The organism is Pseudomonas sp. St316, assembly GCF_018325905.1.
Lineage (GTDB): Bacteria > Pseudomonadota > Gammaproteobacteria > Pseudomonadales > Pseudomonadaceae > Aquipseudomonas.
The window spans coordinates 3,686,672-3,701,856 of the sequence record NZ_AP021901.1; the positions used below are offsets into that span (position 1 = coordinate 3,686,672).

The following is a 15,185-nucleotide window of genomic DNA, read 5'->3' on the forward strand; positions in this document are numbered from 1 at the left end:
TCTTTTCAACTTATGGCAACATCTCAAAGCCTGCACTCTGGGTCACTGGGATCTTTTCCCCAGGCGTGGTTACGACCAATTGATACTTACCAGCAGCCAAAGTGTTTGCCGTATAGCTGAAGCACGACACGCTGGATGTGGACTTGCCGGGAACAATAACCACGCTATTGATCGGCGTGGGGGCAGCATCTTTGTTCAATTGATAGAACGAATATATGGGATTGCTGACCCGCTTGGCGTGCGTAAGGCAAAACGAGTCGCTCTTGACTGAAGGCACGAATCGTCCCTTGGCATCCAAGGGTGAAACGAAGGTTATCCCGCTGCGGCTCTCTTGCTCGGCCTGCTGAGCAGCATCCAGGGCCGTCCTGGCACGCTCATAGTCGGCGTTCTTCAACAGCACACTCGTCTCTTGCCTGTTGATGTATTGGACGGATTTCTCTGCCTCAATCAATGCACGCCGCCGCCCCCAGAGCACGTCATCGCCCCCCTTGCGGACCGCAAACGACACCCAGGTCTTGTCCAAGAACGTCTCGTTCTTGCCGCGCTGTTGCAGACCGTGATTGGCGTACTCGATCTCGCCAGCCTGGATGTCTTCCAACGACGTACCGTCTGGCGTGTCAGTCCAACCGCGGCGCATGGCGGTAGGCACCAGCATCAACGTGTCGCCCAGCCAGGCCAGCGGGTTCTCTTTATTGCCCCGGTTCGTCAAATAGAAATAGCAATTGGTGGGGGCGCAGCGCTCCTGGTTGATCAGCACATAATTGCCGGGCCTGAGCGCCAGGACCGAACCGTTATCTTCAATTGCCTCATCGTCGGGACCCGCTACCATATCCACGTCGATCTGCAACACAACGTCATCTTTGTTGAGGGCCAGCAGACTCTTGGCAACTTCTTTGGCAAATACTTGCTCAGCGGCTGTTATCGGATTGGCCAGGGACAATGTCTTGCTGGCCGAGCCGATAAAATCGAGAAATGCAGCGGAGTCTTCGTTCTCGCCCTGGTCGTACTCAAGAACGGTCAGTTTCATCGACAAGTGATCGGACTCAAGCTTTTTGGGGCCGTACAACAATTTATTCAGCAGGTTCGGCTTGGCGCTATCGGCGATCCCGAGATAAGGCCCAAGTACTTTGGTCACAGTTTCGCTTTTATTCTCGCCACCCACTTCGGTGAACTCGGCAACGATCACGACCTCGTTCACCCCACCGAAATCCTTGAGGTACTTAAAGTAAGCATCCGTCAAATAGATAGCGAACACATCACCACCGTTGCCGTTGCTGTCAGGTTTACGGATGGCGCCAGCTTTGTCGGCGCTGAAAATGTCACCATCTATGCGCAAGCGCTCGGCTTTCAAGTCGCGGATGGCGTCCTGGAATTCTTTTCTTGCTTGCTGCGTTTGAGTATCGGCAGTTGCGAGTTCGGTGGGGGCCGCCCCTTTTTTCACAAGGGCTGCCTGGGCCTCTTGGGCTTTTTGCCACTTGAGCTTGAGTGCCGCCGCCGCCTCAAACTGCTTATCGACGACCGTCGAGGGACGAGCAGGTTGAACCTTAAAAAGATGCGCCGTCCCTGTTGGAACAGCGCAGCCCGTGATGAAGAGTGAAAGTGTGCATGCCAATGCCAATCGAGCGCTCAAGGCTGAGCACAACGCCTTTGCCACCTGAACCGGTGCGTTTTCGGTGAACATCCCTTTCCCCTAGTCGTTGCTGGCACAATGCCTTATCCCGGAGCGTAGGACAGCCATCCAATAAGCGCAACGCAGATAACTCGACGCCAGTAATTGTGCAGGTGAGGTGAGAGGTTTGACATGGATACACAGGCCAATTGATGACGCTTGCTGTGCGCCTTCACCTACTCATACTGCCGGAAAAACACCCGTCGCCCGCTAAGTGATTGCCAAGTCCAGAGTCTAATCAACGTCATACTTCAGCCCCGTCTCGTTGCGCTTGGCCGGTGTCAAGAGTTCGAAATTTGACACCACAACGCCATCACCTATCGTTCCTCCCGAGACCGCACCCAGGGACCGGGTGGCCCGGACACCCTTTGCAAGGGCGGTCGTCAATGCCATTACCCTCAAGGAGCAACAAAATGTCTGGAGCGACCCAAACCATTGATGTGCTCGTCAACGTTGACGCCGACTACCTGCTCGCCCACCCCAACGACGTAGGCGGTGCGATTTCCATGCTGGTGACCCGCGATGCCGTCGACAGCCATGCCAGCGGCAACACCGGCGAAGGCGGCAACGAGTTGTGGTTCGACGTCAAGCCCGGCGACAACATCCGCTGGCGCGCCACCACACTGTCGCGCAACTTCGATCGCATCGCCTTGATCAAGGATGTCGAGAGCGGCGACCCTCACCAGGGCGGTGACTACAAGGGCACCATGTCGAAGCCGAACTCTTTCAACATCCCCGGTGTGGTGCCTTATCTGAACAAGGCTGCTTCCGGTGGTATTGCCAAAACCGATGTGATCTACACCATGTGGCAATCGACTGCTGAGAATCCGGGAAAACTCTGGTACACCATCACCTTCGTTCTGCTGGACCGTGACCTGAACCAGATAGGCCCGAACTACACTTGGGACCCCTACATCACCGTCAATAACCAATAACTGAAATGCACACAGCCCCGGCCAGTTCCCTTCGTCGTTGACGAGGGGGCCGGCCGGGGCTGTGTGCAGGTGTGGCAGGAGATCCGCTAAGCCGTTTCTTTCAACTCCGTTAACGCCGCCAACACCAACGGGTGCAGGACAGCATCAGGGTGTTTGGTTTGCCAGGCCGCCAAATCACGGCACATGACTGGCGTCCAGAAGCTCTTGATGTGCTGGTATACACCACGCACCGCCACCGCGTTATCCGGCTCGCTGGCAAAGTACTGGCCAATCTGGTTGGCCATCTTGATCAGACTCTCAGCACTCATCGACGCACCTCGGCTTTTTCGGCATGGCGACGTTCCTTCAGCAAGCGGCTTTGCTCATCACTGAAGGCCTGATACCGCTTCTGCCATTCCGAAGGCTGGCTGACCCGCACGATTTCGACCGCCGTGACCTTATATTCCGGGCAGTTGGTGGCCCAGTCGGAGTTGTCGGTGGTGATCACGTTGGCGCCCGATTCAGGGAAGTGGAACGTGGTGTAGACCACGCCCGGTGCCACCCGCTCGGTCACCTTCGCCCGCAGTACGGTCTGCCCGGCACGACTGCCGATACCCACCCAGTCTTCGTCGACGATCCCACGGTTCTCGGCGTCGGTTGGGTGAATCTCCAACCGGTCCTCCTCGTGCCAGGCCACGTTTTCGGTGCGTCGGGTCTGGGCGCCAACGTTGTATTGGCTGAGGATGCGTCCGGTGGTCAGCAGCAGTGGATAGCGGCTGTTGACCTTCTCCTCGGTAGGCACGTAGCCGGTCAGCATGAAACGTCCCTTGCCCCGCACAAACTGGTCGATGTGCATGGTCGGCGTGCCGTCCGGCGCAGCGTCGTTGCAAGGCCATTGCAGGCTGCCGTGACGATCCAGTTCGGCGTAGCTGACGCGGGTGAAGGTCGGCGTCAGGCGGGCGATTTCATCCATGATTTCCGAGGGATGGTTGTAGTGCATCTTGTAGCCCAGGGCGTCGGCCAGGGCGATGGTGGCTTCCCAGTCGGCCTTGCCGGCCAACGGGTCCATCACCTTGCGAACGCGGGAGATGCGACGTTCGGCGTTGGTGAAGGTGCCGTCCTTCTCAAGGAACGAGCTGCCCGGCAGGAACACGTGGGCGAACTTGGCCGTCTCGTTGAGGAAGATGTCCTGGACGATCACGCATTCCAAGGCGGACAACGCGGCCGTCACATGCTGGGTGTTGGGGTCGCTCTGGGCGATGTCTTCGCCTTGGCAATAAAGCGCCTTGAAGGTGCCGTCCAGGGCCGCCTCGAACATGTTCGGGATACGCAGGCCTGGGTCGGGTTGCAGGGTGACGTTCCACGCCTGCTCGAACTCGGCGCGTACCGCCTCGTTGGAAATGTGCCGATAGCCAGGCAGCTCGTGGGGGAACGAGCCCATGTCGCAGGAGCCCTGGACGTTGTTCTGTCCACGCAGCGGGTTCACCCCGACCCCTTCGCGACCGATGTTGCCGGTGGCCATGGCCAGGTTGGCGATGCCCATGACCGAGGTGCTGCCTTGGCTGTGCTCGGTGACGCCGAGGCCGTAGTAGATGGCCGCGTTGCCGCCGGTGGCGTAGAGCCGTGCGGCGGCGCGGATCTGCTCGGCAGGCACGCCACACACTGGGCCCAGGACCTCGGGGGCGTTTTCCGGCAGGCTGACGAAATCGCGCCAGCGAGCGAAGTCCGTCGCCTCGCAGCGTGCCTCGACAAAAGGCTGGTCAATCAAGCCTTCGGTGGCAATCACGTGGCCCAAGGCATTGAGCATTGCCACGTTGGTGCCCGGACGCAATTGCAAGTGCAGCTCGGCACGGGCGTGGGGCGAATCCACCAGGTCGATGCGCCGTGGGTCGATAACGATCAGCCGTGCGCCCTGGCGCAGGCGGCGCTTGAGCTGGGAGCCGAACACCGGGTGCGCGTCCGTGGGGTTGGCGCCCATCACCAGGATGACGTCGGCTTTCATCACCGAGTCGAAATTCTGGGTGCCGGCGGACTCGCCCAACGTCTGCTTGAGGCCGTAACCGGTAGGCGAATGGCAAACGCGGGCACAGGTGTCGACGTTGTTGTTGCCGAACGCCGTGCGCACCAGCTTCTGCACCAGGTAGGTTTCTTCGTTGGTGCAGCGGCTGGAGGTGATGCCGCCGATGGAGTCGCGCCCGTACTTGAGCTGGATCCGGCGCAATTCGCTGGCGGCGTAAGTGACCGCCTCATCCCAACTGACTTCCTGCCACGGGTCGTTGATGTGCTTGCGGATCATCGGTTTGGTGATGCGGTCCGGGTGCGTGGCGTAGCCCCAGGCGAAACGGCCCTTGACGCAGGAGTGGCCGTGGTTGGCCTGGCCGTTCTTGTCCGGGACCATGCGCACCAGTTGTTCGCCTTTCATCTCGGCGCGGAACGAGCAACCCACGCCGCAGTAGGCGCAAGTGGTAATGACGCTGCGCTCCGGCTGGCCGATCTCCACGACACTCTTGTCGATCAGGGTCGCCGTCGGGCACGCCTGCACGCAGGCGCCGCAGGAGACGCATTCGGAATCGAGGAAATTGTCGCCGCCAGCCGCCTCCACCCGGGAATCGAAGCCGCGCCCGGTGATCGTCAGGGCGAAGGTGCCCTGGATTTCCTCGCAGGCACGCACGCAGCGGTTGCAGACGATGCACTTGCTCGGGTCGTAGTCGAAATACGGGTTGGAAACGTCCTTGGCCTCGGCCAGGTGGTTGGCGCCTTCATAGCCGTAACGCACTTCGCGCAGGCCCACCTGTCCCGCCACGGTCTGCAATTCGCAGTTGCCATTGGCCGGGCATGTCAGGCAGTCCAGCGGGTGGTCGGAAATGTACAGCTCCATCACGTTGCGCCGCAGCGTGGCGAGCTTGGAGGTTTGCGTGCGAACCACCATGCCTTCGGTGACCGGCGTGGTGCAGGACGCGGGATAACCGCGCATGCCGTCGATCTCCACCAGGCACATGCGGCAGGAGCCGAAGGCTTCCAGGCTGTCGGTGGCGCAGAGCTTGGGAATGGTGGTGCCGAGCAAGGCCGCGGCACGCATGACCGAGGTGCCGGAGGCGACGCTGATTTCGCGCCCGTCGATGGTCAGGCTGACCTGCACGTCGCTTTCGCGCGCCGGGGTGCCCAGGTCGATGTCGCTGCTGGGGTCGAAGATGTTGATCATTGGTCGGCCTCCGTGGTCGCCAGACCGAAGTCGGCGGGGAAATGCTTGAGGGCGCTGGCGACAGGGTAGGACGTCATCCCACCGAGGGCACAGAGCGAACCGTATTGCAGGGTGTCGCACAGATCCTGTAACAGCAGGGCCTGTTCCTGGCGGGCGCCGGCTTCGGTGCTGGCAATCAAGCGGTCCACCACTTCCACCCCTCGGGTAGAACCGATCCGGCACGGCGTGCACTTGCCACAGGACTCCTCGGCGCAGAACTGCAAGGCGAACCGGGCCATCTGGGCCATGTCCAGGCTGTCGTCGGCGACCACCACGCCACCGTGACCAAGCATCGCGCCCATGGCGGCGAACGCTTCGTAGTCCAGCGGCGTATCGAATTGCGAAGGCGGCACCCAGGCGCCCAACGGCCCGCCCACTTGCGCGGCCTTCAGGGTCCGACCGCTGGCAGTACCGCCGCCATAACCTTCCACCAGTTCCCGCAGGCTCAGGCCAAAGGCGCGCTCCACCAGGCCACCGTGACGGACGTTACCGGCCAGTTGGAATGGCATCGTGCCCAGGGAACGCCCCATGCCGAAGTCGCGATAGAACTGCGCGCCCTTCTCCAGGATGATCGGCACCGAGGCCAGGGTCACCACGTTGTGCACCAGCGTCGGCAGCCCGAACAGGCCTTGGATCGCCGGCAGCGGCGGTTTGGCGCGAACCGTGCCGCGCTTGCCTTCGAGGGATTCCAGCAGTGCGGTTTCTTCGCCACAGATGTAGGCGCCGGCCCCCACACGAACCTCAATGTCGAAGGCGCTGCCGCTACCGCTTACATTCGCCCCCAGGTAACCGGCGTCACGAGCGACACGCAGCGCTTCGTTCAGCGTACTGATGGCCGCCGGGTATTCCGAACGCACGTAGATGTAGCCCATCGTCGCGCCGACGGCGATGCCGGCGATGATCATGCCTTCGATCAGCAGGAAAGGGTCGCCCTCCATCAGCATGCGGTCGGCGAAGGTCCCGGAGTCGCCCTCATCGGCGTTACACACCACATACTTCTGCGCCCCCACGGCATCGCGCACGGTGCGCCACTTGATGCCTGCCGGGAACGCCGCACCGCCCCGACCACGCAGGCCGGAATCCAGCACGCTGGCAACCACGTCCGCGCCATCCATCTGGATGGACCGGGCCAGGCCCTGGAAGCCGCCCTGGGCACGGTAGTCATCCAGGGACAGCGGTTGCGTGATGCCGGCGCGCGCGAACAGCAGGCGCTGCTGGCTCTTGAGATAGGGAATGTCTTCCACCGGCCCCAAGGCCAGCGGGTGGCTACCGGGATCGCCTGCCAACGCATCCAGCAGGCCCGGTACATCGGCCGGTGTGACAGGGCCGAAACCCAGCCGGACGCCAGCGCTTTCAAGCTCCACCAGCGGTTCCAGCCAATAGAGGCCACGGGAACTGGTGCGCAACACCTGCAGCGGCAGCTGCCGGCGCTCAGCCTCACCGGCCAACGCCTCGGCCACCTTGTCCGCACCCACGGCACGGGCCACTGAGTCGCGGGGGATACAGAGCGTCAGCATGCGCCCTCCTCCATACAGTCATTGACCAACTGACGCAGACGCTCGGGCGTGATCCGGGCATGCAACTCCCCGTCCAGCTCCAGGGCCGGCGAGCAGACGCAAGCGCCCAGGCAATAGACGGGTCGCAGGCTGATGCTCCCATCGGCGCTGGTGCCGTGATCGTCCAGCGCCAGTTGCTCGCGCAACTGCGCAGCCAGGGTCTCGGCGCCCATGCTCTTGCAGGACTCGGCCCGGCACAGGCGCAGGGTATGGCGCGCGGGGGGTGAGGTACGGAAATCATGGTAGAAGCTGATGACCCCGCGCACTTCAGCCTGGCTGAGGTTGAGGGCGTGGGCGATCTCCGGGACGGCGCTGTCGGGGACATACCCGCAGCCTGCCTGGATGGCATGGAGGATAGGCAGCAAGGCACCGGGGGTGTCCTTTTCGCGCGCAAGCACGCTGTGGATCAACGGCAGGTGAAGCGTCTCATCGGGCATAAACGTACCTCGGCATCTCGAACGCCACCGCCGCATAGCGGCAGCCGTCCGGAGTCTTGGCTAAGGCGTGCGGTCCACGTCACGGTAGCGTGGCACATCCGATCGCCATTCTCGCTCTCCGGCCAGGTGTCTTTGGCGCACCTGGTCCGAGGCATCCTCACAGCTTGCCACTCCCGGAGGTTGGCGATTGCACATGGACGACGAAACGTGTCCTGAAAGCGACTACTTTCTTAGATGGTTTTGCGCAATGCATTGGCAACCAATGTAAACGCAGGCGAAGGCTGTCGCCGGCTGGGATAGTACAAATAGTAGCCTGAAAACGGCGGGCACCAATCTTCCAGCACGCGCACCAGTCGGCCTTCTTGCAGATGCGGTTCAAACTCTTCTTCTGGCAGGTACGCAACGCCCAGCCCGGCCACTGCCGCCTGCACGATATGAGTCGACGTGTTGAAAATCAGCTGGCCGTCTACTCGCACGTTCACCTGCTTGCCTCGCCGCTCGAAATCCCAGACATAGAGCCCACCTGACGTCTGCATGCGCTGGTTGATACAACGATGGTCCATCAAGTCGCGTGGGTGCCCGGGAACGGCGCAAGCGGCGAAATACGCTGGCGAAGCTACGGCCGCCATCCGCAACGCCGGGCCGATCGGCACCGCAACCATGTCTTTGTCGATGGTATCGCCCAGGCGCACGCCGGCATCAAACCGATCCGCCACGATGTCTCGGAATCCGTAACACACGTCAAACTCGACATTGATATCCGGGTAGTCGTGCAGCAGCCCAGTCAGTTTGGGTAGCAAGGTCGTGCGCAAAACATGATCGCCGCAGGTGATGCGTACGGTGCCTGCGGGCTTGTCGCGCATCTCCGTCAGCATTTCCAGCTCCGCTTCTATTTCATCGAAGCGATTGCCTATCGCTTGCAGCAGCCGCTCGCCAGCGAGGGTCGGCGAAACGCTGCGAGTGGTCCGCGTCAGTAACCGGATCTGCAAGCGTGCTTCCAGGCCATTGATTGCCTGGCTCAGCGCCGACTGTGTGACACCCAATGCCCCGGCAGCGCGCGTGAAACTGCCTTCGCGCGCGACCGTTACGAAAGACAGCAGATCATTGAGATTTCTTTTGATCATGGTGAAACGCATCTAGGCCAATTGATTAGCCTTGCTTATAGCCTTGTTAAGCATTCATTAGCTAGTCGCGTGACTGTCCGTCGCTCACCATGCTCCCCATGAACAGGAATGAAAGCAGAACTGCAATGAGGGCGACCTGGCTTGGTTTGCTTGGTTTGCTGGCTTCGATACTCGTGCTCGGCAGCTACTCGACAATGAATGAAGCCGCATCGGCATCTTCGCAAACGGAGAACACTGGCATGTGGATGACTGTGGGGGAACAACGCTTCGCCATCACCCTGGCCGACAACTCGGCTACCCGCGCGCTTGTCGCGTTATTGCCACTGACGTTGGACATGAGTGATCTCAACCGCAACGAAAAGTACGCCACCCTCCCCCAAGCGCTACCTGCCGAAGCCAGCAAGCCGGGAACAATCCGCAATGGCGACCTGATGCTGTACGGCACGGACACCCTGGTCGTCTTTTACACGGACTTCAACTCTACCTACGCCTACACCCGTCTGGGGCAAGTGGATGACACCGCGAAACTGGCTCAAGCGCTGGGTCGGCGGAGTGTGCAAGTGACGTTTTCGAAAAACTGATTACTCCGCATCGACAGGATTCCCAATGAAAAAGATCATCGCTTTATTAACCCTTCTTATCAGTTCGTTCTCAGCAATAGGAGCCGATATGTCCAACGGCGCAGATAACTTCTATACCAGCAACGACGTGACCGTACAGAAGGTCAATTTCAAGAACCAATATCAAATGAACGTAGCCGGCAATCTGTTCATTCCGAAGAAACTCAATGGCAAGACCCGAAATCCGGCGATTGTCGTCGGCCACCCGATGGGCGCGGTAAAAGAGCAGAGCGCCAACCTGTATGCCACGAAAATGGCGGAGAAAGGTTTCGTGACCCTCTCGCTGGACTTGTCATTCTGGGGCGAAAGCGAGGGGCGGCCACGCAATGCCGTGTCGCCGGATATCTATGCCGAAGACTTCAGCGCAGCGGTGGACTTTCTCAGCGCCCAGTCGTTTGTCGATAAAGAGCGCATTGGCGCAATCGGTATCTGCGGCAGTGGCAGCTTCGTGATCAGTGCAGCCAAGATTGACCCACGCATGAAAGCCATCGCGACGGTGAGCATGTATGACATGGGTGGCGTCAATCGCAACGGATTGAAGCATTCCCAGACGCTGGAACAACGCCGGGCTATCATCGCGCAAGCCACGCAGCAGCGTAATGTGGAGTTCGCGGGCGGTGAAACGCTTTACACCAGCGGTACGGTGCATCAGCTGGATGAAAACACTCATCCTATCCAACGTGAGTTCTATGACTTCTACCGCACCCCGCGCGGTGAGTTCACGCCATCGAGCTCGTCCAAAGACCTGACCACGCACCCGACGCTGACAAGCAACATCAAGTTCATGAATTTCTACCCGCTCAATGACATCGAGACCATTTCGCCTCATCCGATGTTATTCATTGCTGGCGCCGATGCGCACTCCAGAGAGTTCAGCGAGCAGGCTTACAAGCTCGCCGGCCAACCCAAGGAACTTGTCATCATTCCTGGGGCTGGCCATGTCGATCTTTATGATCGGGTCGACCTCATCCCGTTCGACAAGCTGACGAGCTTCTTCCAGAGCAATCTGAGATGACAAGGTAACGGGAAAGTAGTCAAGAGCGATTTCGCCCCGGCAGCATCCGGGCCAGGGTGTTGTCACCCACCCAGTAATGATGGAACAGACCCGCCGCCGCATGCAGGCCGATCAGCCAGTAGCCGGCGCTGCCGAGCAATTCGTGCCAATACTTGAGCTGCTTGGCCAAATCGGGATCCACCGCCACGGGGGCCGGCAAGAAGAACCCGAAATACGGCACTGGCTTACCTCCGGCGGCCAGCATCAACCAGGCCAGCACGGGCGTCACGACCATCAGGCCATACAGGGCCACATGCATTAAGTGGGACACACCCGTCTGCCAGGCCGGCGGCGCAGGGGTGACGGGCGGGCGCGGTGTCAAGCGCCCGAACAGACGGACCCAAACCAATGCAAAGATGCTCAGCCCAAAGAGCCCGTGCAACCCCAGGAACAAACTTCGCACGGTGCTGCCACGGGGCAACAAACCCTTGATCTCAATGCAGGCATACACACCAACGAACAGCGCCAGCATCAACCAGTGCAGGGTCATTGACAGTTTTCCATAACGGTTTACGGCAATATCGCGGGTCATAACGCGCCTCGAGAAAGTCTGACGAACTGCCGACTCATTCGGCAGCCCCTATCCAGTCGCTGGGAAGCGATGCTGCCAACCTGCGGGTAAAGTCTTAAGGCAGTCTGAAGACCGCCATTCAAACCGCTTTTTTACCCTTAGACGTTGTTACCAAGCGCGAACCCGCATCACCTCCAGAGGCTCATGGAAGCATTCGTCAGCCTCGCCCCAACACTCCGCACACTCATACGCCACGAAAAACGAAAGCATCGCTATGCTATCTACGGATAGATGCGTCCGGGACACGACCATCTGCGGCTTAGGATCAAGGAGGATTCCATGATGCGGGAAGCAACCACTGGACTCGAAAAACAGATCGAGATCGCGACAAAACTACTCTCTCTGTCGGCAAAAATCGGATTACTGATTGGCGGCACGTGTATCGTCAGTTACTTATTGAGCAACGGTCATTACCCACAAGGCGTATCCGTTGGGGACAGTTTGTTATTTCTGGTCACGGCGTTTTGCTTCGGGCTGGTGTGTATTTACTTTTCAGTCGCCGTCACGGCTGTAGGGATATTACTTTCGCCGTTCTTCATACCCGTGCTTAGAAGCGTCGTCTGGCTACATGGAAAAATCACCGGTAAAAAACCCATACTGGAATTCAAACGACCCAAAATAACCTTCCTCTCGGTGTTTTTTGGAACATGTGGTGCGCTGACCATTTATTTCCTGACCCATAAAAGCCCTTTGGAACACATCCAACTCATCCTCCTGCCCATTTTTCAGTGCGCATTCCACGCCATCCGGCCACCCAGCCCACCAACATCCGGCCACCTATTCCACGCTCATCCGGCCGGGCAGTCGGAGCGCAGCGACGCAGGTTTGCATTGTTAGTCTGAAGTCTCTGTCGCCGTCAATTTCGTTGCGCGCCTGCGCATCGATTCGCCCTTCAGTTCGATCCGATAAGCGTTATGTACCAGCCGGTCGAGGATCGCATCGCCCAAGGTCGGATCGCCGATCAGTGCGTGCCATTTGTCCACCGGCATCTGGCTAGTCACCAGCGTCGAGCGGTTGCCGTAGCGGTCGTCCAGCAGTTCAAGCATGTCGCGCCGCTGAGCAGCGGTAAACGGCGCCAAGCCCCAGTCATCCAGGATCAGCAGGTCGGTCTTGGCGTAGCCGGCCATTAGCTTGGCGAAGCGGCCGTCGCCGTGTGCCAGGCCCAGTTCTTCCATCAAGCGCGGCAGGCGCAGATAGCGCACGCTGTAACCGTCGCGGCAAGCTTTATGAGCCAGCGCGCAGGCGAGCCAGGTTTTGCCTACGCCCGTCGGCCCGCCGATGATCAGGTTCAGGCCATCGCGCAGCCACTGACCGCTACCCAGTTGCAGGATCAGCGCCTTGTCCAGGCCACGAGGGCTGCGGTAATCGATGTCTTCCAGGCAGGCGTTATGGCGCAGTCGTGCGGCTTTGAGGCGAGTCGTCAGGCGGGCGTCTTCGCGCTCGGTCAGCTCGCGGTCGACCATCAGGCCGAGGCGTTCGTCGAAGCTGAGATCGTTGATGTCGGGCGTTGCGTGTTGTTCGCCAAGCGCCTTGATCATGCCGTGCAGGCGTAGGATTTGCAGCTTGTCGAGGGTCGGGTTAGGCAGCATGTTCGTGCTCCTTTTTCAGTCAGTGGTAGTAGCCAGGGCCGCGCAGATTGATATGTTCATCGGGCAGTAACGGCAGGTTTTGCTGGGCAAGAGGTAGCCGTTCCAGGCCTTGGCGCAGGATCGATTCGAGGCTCTTGTAACTGCATGCGCCTAGGGCCAGCGCACGTTGGCAAGCGGCTTCCAGCCGCTCTTCGCCGTGCTGTTTGCTCAAGCGCAGGATGCCCAGGCAGGCGCGGAAGCCATGCTGCGGATGGATTCGGCGTTCGAGGATGTAGGCGATGACACCGGCCGTATTCGGGCCCGTCTGCTCAGCCCAGCGGATCAGCCGCTGGGGCGTCCACTCGGCGTGTTCGCGGTGACTTTTGGGCATGTGCTCGGTGTGGGTAGTGTGGCGGCCTTTGTGCGGCGAGCGCAGATGGCTGGCCACGCGCTGGTTGGCGTGGAAGCACTCGACGGTCTGCGCGGTCAGGCGTACTTCGAGTTGGTGTTTCACCAGTTGGTACGGCACGGAGTAAAAATGGCCGTCGACTTCGACGTGGTAGTCGATGTGGACTCGCACCTTTTTCCATTCGGCGTAGACATATGGATGTTCTGGTAGCGGTTGCAGCGCGGGTTGGTCGATGGTCTCGAAGGCCGAGCGGCGTGAGCCGGGCAGTTTCTTGAAGGGCTTCTGATTGAGGCGATCCAGCAGCAACGCGATGGCTGTGTTGAGTTCGCCCAAGGAGAAGAACTGGCGGTTGCGCAGCACCGCCAGTATCCACCGCTCGACGACCTGTACGCCGACTTCAACCTTGGCTTTGTCCCTGGGTTTACGCGAGCGCGCGGGCAGCACGGCTACGCCGTAATGCTCGGCGAGATCGCGGTAACTGGGGTTGATATCCGGCTCGTAGCGATGCGCCTTGGTCACGCCACTGCGCAGATTGTCGGGCACCAGGATCTGTGCGGTGCCGCCGAAAAAAGCAAAACAGCGGGCGTGCGAGCCCAGCCAGTCGGGCAGTTTCTGCGACCAGGTCGCCTCGGCGAAGGTGTAGCTGGAGGCGCCGAGGACGGCGACGAATATCTGGGCCTGGCGGATCTCTCCGGTTCGCCGGTCGATGATCGGCACGGTCTGACCCGCGTAATCGACGAACAGCTTTTCGCCGGCGCGATGTTCCTGGCGCATGACCACGTCGACCTTGGCGGCCCAGAGCCGGTAGTGCTCGCAGAACCAGCTGTACTGGAAGCCTTGCGGGTGCGCCAGTCGATATTCTTGCCAAAGCAGGGCCAGGGTTACGCCGGGGCGGCGCAACTCTGCGTGGACATGAGTCCAGTCCGGCATCGGACGTTGATCGCTGGGGACGTCGGGTGGTGGCGGAAAAAGACGCTGCTGCAACTGCGCCTCGCTCGCCGCACACGGCCAAGTCAGCCCGCTGGCAGCAAAGCGATTGAGGTACTCACCGATAGTTGCGCGACCCACCTGCAAGCTGACAGCGATCTGGCGAGCAGATAGGCCGACCTCAAACTTGAGACGTAGCACTTCCTTAATTTTACGCATGGATAACCGCTCCACGACGACCTCTCTGCTTCGATAAAAGAGGTCGATGGTAGTGAATTAATCCTGCGTTGCTGCCTGCCTTGTGGGTGGCCGGATGGCCGTGGAATGGGTGGCCGGATCATCGTGGAATCAGTGGCCGGATGTTCATGGAATGGGTGGCCGGATGCCCGTGGAATCCGCATTTTTCAGTACATCGTTTACTCCGCCTATCTGGAGCAGAACAAGAAAATACAGGCAGCGCAGCCATCGGCACCGGAAGTCGTCGATTTCGAGCATCCGGACCCGAATCCTCACGCCGAAATGAAACCCTTGAAGAGAACCAGGGCAGTGATCGTTGGGGTCATCCTCCTGACGCCCCTTCTCATGGGGGCGTGACTTCGGACTTGCTGCAAGCGGCCATGAGCCTCGCGCAAATACGTATAGAAAGGGCAACGATTCTGGTGAAACCGCCTTACGCCAATCTATTGCCAGCCCCCAAGGATTCACCGCTGGAAAATTACAAGAAATTTGAAAATGCGACGGTAATTTTCCGGGGCGTGGGCAATTCGACGCTCATTGAAATGCATTCCGAGGAAACGGCGATCCGGTTGGAGATCCCGAATGACTCGATCATTATCGAGCGCCGAGTGAAGCCCTCTGCAAAAATGAGGAAAAATCCTGAGAAAACAGAAAGCTGATACCATCCGCAAAATTGACCTGCTGAGCAGAACACCATGAATCGCCGCAAGAAAATAAACCAGTTATTGAAGGCTAACGCCAAAAAAGCCAGTGCCAAACTGGCACCGAAAAACAAGACGCCCTATATCAGCAAAGCCGACCGACTGAAATTGGAAACCGAAGCCAGCGACGCCCCCATCACTTCCCCGGAAAGCTGAT

The 15,185-nt window shown here is 59.7% G+C and carries 15 protein-coding genes; 6 read left to right on the forward strand and 9 right to left on the reverse strand.

Translation table 11 applies throughout. The features are described 5' to 3' along the window. Nucleotides 1–10: 10 nt before the first annotated feature. The gene (locus KI237_RS16400; protein ID WP_212796139.1) at nt 11–1,681 is read right to left on the reverse strand and encodes a hypothetical protein; all 1,671 of its coding nucleotides are present in this window, start codon (nt 1,679–1,681) and stop codon (nt 11–13) included. Nucleotides 1,682–2,082: 401 nt separating this feature from the next. Here KI237_RS16400 and KI237_RS16405 point away from each other — a divergent pair, with 401 nt between their 5' ends. Beyond that, nucleotides 2,083–2,604: an AidA/PixA family protein gene (locus KI237_RS16405; protein ID WP_212796140.1), complete on the forward strand. Its 522-nt coding sequence runs from the start codon at nt 2,083–2,085 to the stop codon at nt 2,602–2,604. A gap of 86 nt (nt 2,605–2,690) precedes the next feature. Here the strand turns inward: KI237_RS16405 and KI237_RS16410 are convergent, their stop codons facing one another. The 5 genes from KI237_RS16410 to KI237_RS16430 all read right to left on the reverse strand — a co-directional run bounded on the left by KI237_RS16410 (nt 2,691) and on the right by KI237_RS16430 (nt 8,941). Beyond that, nucleotides 2,691–2,912 carry a formate dehydrogenase subunit delta gene (locus tag KI237_RS16410; protein ID WP_212796141.1) on the reverse strand — a complete coding sequence of 74 codons (222 nt, stop codon included), beginning with the start codon at nt 2,910–2,912 and terminating at the stop codon, nt 2,691–2,693. After that, nucleotides 2,909–5,785 (reverse strand): formate dehydrogenase subunit alpha, encoded by a 2,877-nt coding sequence (fdhF, locus tag KI237_RS16415; RefSeq protein ID WP_212796142.1) that lies wholly within the window; start codon nt 5,783–5,785, stop codon nt 2,909–2,911. The genes KI237_RS16410 and fdhF overlap by 4 nt, the downstream gene beginning before the upstream one ends. Then, nucleotides 5,782–7,341: a formate dehydrogenase beta subunit gene (locus KI237_RS16420; RefSeq protein ID WP_212796143.1), complete on the reverse strand. Its 1,560-nt coding sequence runs from the start codon at nt 7,339–7,341 to the stop codon at nt 5,782–5,784. Before KI237_RS16420 ends, fdhF begins: the two co-directional genes overlap by 4 nt. Next, complete coding sequence (locus tag KI237_RS16425) at nt 7,335–7,817, reverse strand: formate dehydrogenase subunit gamma (RefSeq protein ID WP_212796144.1); 483 nt, start codon at nt 7,815–7,817, stop codon at nt 7,335–7,337. Before KI237_RS16425 ends, KI237_RS16420 begins: the two co-directional genes overlap by 7 nt. A gap of 230 nt (nt 7,818–8,047) precedes the next feature. Beyond that, a complete protein-coding gene (locus tag KI237_RS16430) occupies nt 8,048–8,941 on the reverse strand; it encodes a LysR family transcriptional regulator (RefSeq protein ID WP_212796145.1) in 894 nt (297 codons plus the stop codon). A 125-nt stretch (nt 8,942–9,066) separates the two neighbouring features. Here KI237_RS16430 and KI237_RS16435 point away from each other — a divergent pair, with 125 nt between their 5' ends. Then, nucleotides 9,067–9,522: a cyclophilin-like fold protein gene (locus tag KI237_RS16435; RefSeq protein ID WP_212796146.1), complete on the forward strand. Its 456-nt coding sequence runs from the start codon at nt 9,067–9,069 to the stop codon at nt 9,520–9,522. A 25-nt stretch (nt 9,523–9,547) separates the two neighbouring features. Then, a complete protein-coding gene (locus KI237_RS16440; protein ID WP_212796147.1) occupies nt 9,548–10,576 on the forward strand; it encodes an alpha/beta hydrolase in 1,029 nt (342 codons plus the stop codon). 19 nt (nt 10,577–10,595) lie between these two features. Here KI237_RS16440 and KI237_RS16445 read toward each other — a convergent pair whose 3' ends face one another. Further along, nucleotides 10,596–11,147: a cytochrome b gene (locus KI237_RS16445; RefSeq protein ID WP_212796148.1), complete on the reverse strand. Its 552-nt coding sequence runs from the start codon at nt 11,145–11,147 to the stop codon at nt 10,596–10,598. Between the two features lie 318 nt (nt 11,148–11,465). On the opposite strand from KI237_RS16445, the gene KI237_RS16450 reads away from it, so the two are divergent. Further along, the gene (locus KI237_RS16450) at nt 11,466–12,023 is read left to right on the forward strand and encodes a hypothetical protein (protein WP_249410619.1); all 558 of its coding nucleotides are present in this window, start codon (nt 11,466–11,468) and stop codon (nt 12,021–12,023) included. Here the strand turns inward: KI237_RS16450 and istB are convergent. After that, entirely contained in the window at nt 12,020–12,775 is a 756-nt protein-coding gene (istB, locus tag KI237_RS16455) for an IS21-like element ISPsy14 family helper ATPase IstB (RefSeq protein ID WP_057711072.1), read from the reverse strand. The two genes, KI237_RS16450 and istB, sit on opposite strands and share 4 nt — an antisense overlap. Before the next feature lie 19 nt (nt 12,776–12,794). Continuing rightward, on the reverse strand, nt 12,795–14,309 hold the full coding sequence (istA, locus tag KI237_RS16460) for an IS21 family transposase (RefSeq protein ID WP_102617438.1): 1,515 nt from the start codon (nt 14,307–14,309) through the stop codon (nt 12,795–12,797). Between the two features lie 146 nt (nt 14,310–14,455). On the opposite strand from istA, the gene KI237_RS16465 reads away from it, so the two are divergent. Both KI237_RS16465 and KI237_RS16470 read left to right on the forward strand, forming a co-directional pair. After that, nucleotides 14,456–14,986, forward strand: coding sequence for a hypothetical protein (locus KI237_RS16465; protein WP_249410620.1), 531 nt, complete (start codon nt 14,456–14,458; stop codon nt 14,984–14,986). Nucleotides 14,987–15,022: 36 nt separating this feature from the next. Further along, on the forward strand, nt 15,023–15,184 hold the full coding sequence (locus KI237_RS16470; RefSeq protein WP_212796149.1) for a DUF2986 domain-containing protein: 162 nt from the start codon (nt 15,023–15,025) through the stop codon (nt 15,182–15,184). Nucleotide 15,185: the final 1 nt, after the last annotated feature.

Excerpts from the sequence above, each read along its gene's own strand:
- KI237_RS16400 (WP_212796139.1), bottom strand. The coding sequence starts at position 1,681 with ATGTTCACCGAAAACGCACCGGTTCAGGTGGCAAAGGCGTTGTGCTCA.
- KI237_RS16405 (WP_212796140.1), top strand. The coding sequence starts at position 2,083 with ATGTCTGGAGCGACCCAAACCATTGATGTGCTCGTCAACGTTGACGCC.
- KI237_RS16410 (WP_212796141.1), bottom strand. The coding sequence starts at position 2,912 with ATGAGTGCTGAGAGTCTGATCAAGATGGCCAACCAGATTGGCCAGTAC.
- fdhF (WP_212796142.1), bottom strand. The coding sequence starts at position 5,785 with ATGATCAACATCTTCGACCCCAGCAGCGACATCGACCTGGGCACCCCG.
- KI237_RS16420 (WP_212796143.1), bottom strand. The coding sequence starts at position 7,341 with ATGCTGACGCTCTGTATCCCCCGCGACTCAGTGGCCCGTGCCGTGGGT.
- KI237_RS16425 (WP_212796144.1), bottom strand. The coding sequence starts at position 7,817 with ATGCCCGATGAGACGCTTCACCTGCCGTTGATCCACAGCGTGCTTGCG.
- KI237_RS16430 (WP_212796145.1), bottom strand. The coding sequence starts at position 8,941 with ATGATCAAAAGAAATCTCAATGATCTGCTGTCTTTCGTAACGGTCGCG.
- KI237_RS16435 (WP_212796146.1), top strand. The coding sequence starts at position 9,067 with ATGAGGGCGACCTGGCTTGGTTTGCTTGGTTTGCTGGCTTCGATACTC.
- KI237_RS16440 (WP_212796147.1), top strand. The coding sequence starts at position 9,548 with ATGAAAAAGATCATCGCTTTATTAACCCTTCTTATCAGTTCGTTCTCA.
- KI237_RS16445 (WP_212796148.1), bottom strand. The coding sequence starts at position 11,147 with ATGACCCGCGATATTGCCGTAAACCGTTATGGAAAACTGTCAATGACC.
- KI237_RS16450 (WP_249410619.1), top strand. The coding sequence starts at position 11,466 with ATGATGCGGGAAGCAACCACTGGACTCGAAAAACAGATCGAGATCGCG.
- istB (WP_057711072.1), bottom strand. The coding sequence starts at position 12,775 with ATGCTGCCTAACCCGACCCTCGACAAGCTGCAAATCCTACGCCTGCAC.
- istA (WP_102617438.1), bottom strand. The coding sequence starts at position 14,309 with ATGCGTAAAATTAAGGAAGTGCTACGTCTCAAGTTTGAGGTCGGCCTA.
- KI237_RS16465 (WP_249410620.1), top strand. The coding sequence starts at position 14,456 with ATGGAATGGGTGGCCGGATGCCCGTGGAATCCGCATTTTTCAGTACAT.
- KI237_RS16470 (WP_212796149.1), top strand. The coding sequence starts at position 15,023 with ATGAATCGCCGCAAGAAAATAAACCAGTTATTGAAGGCTAACGCCAAA.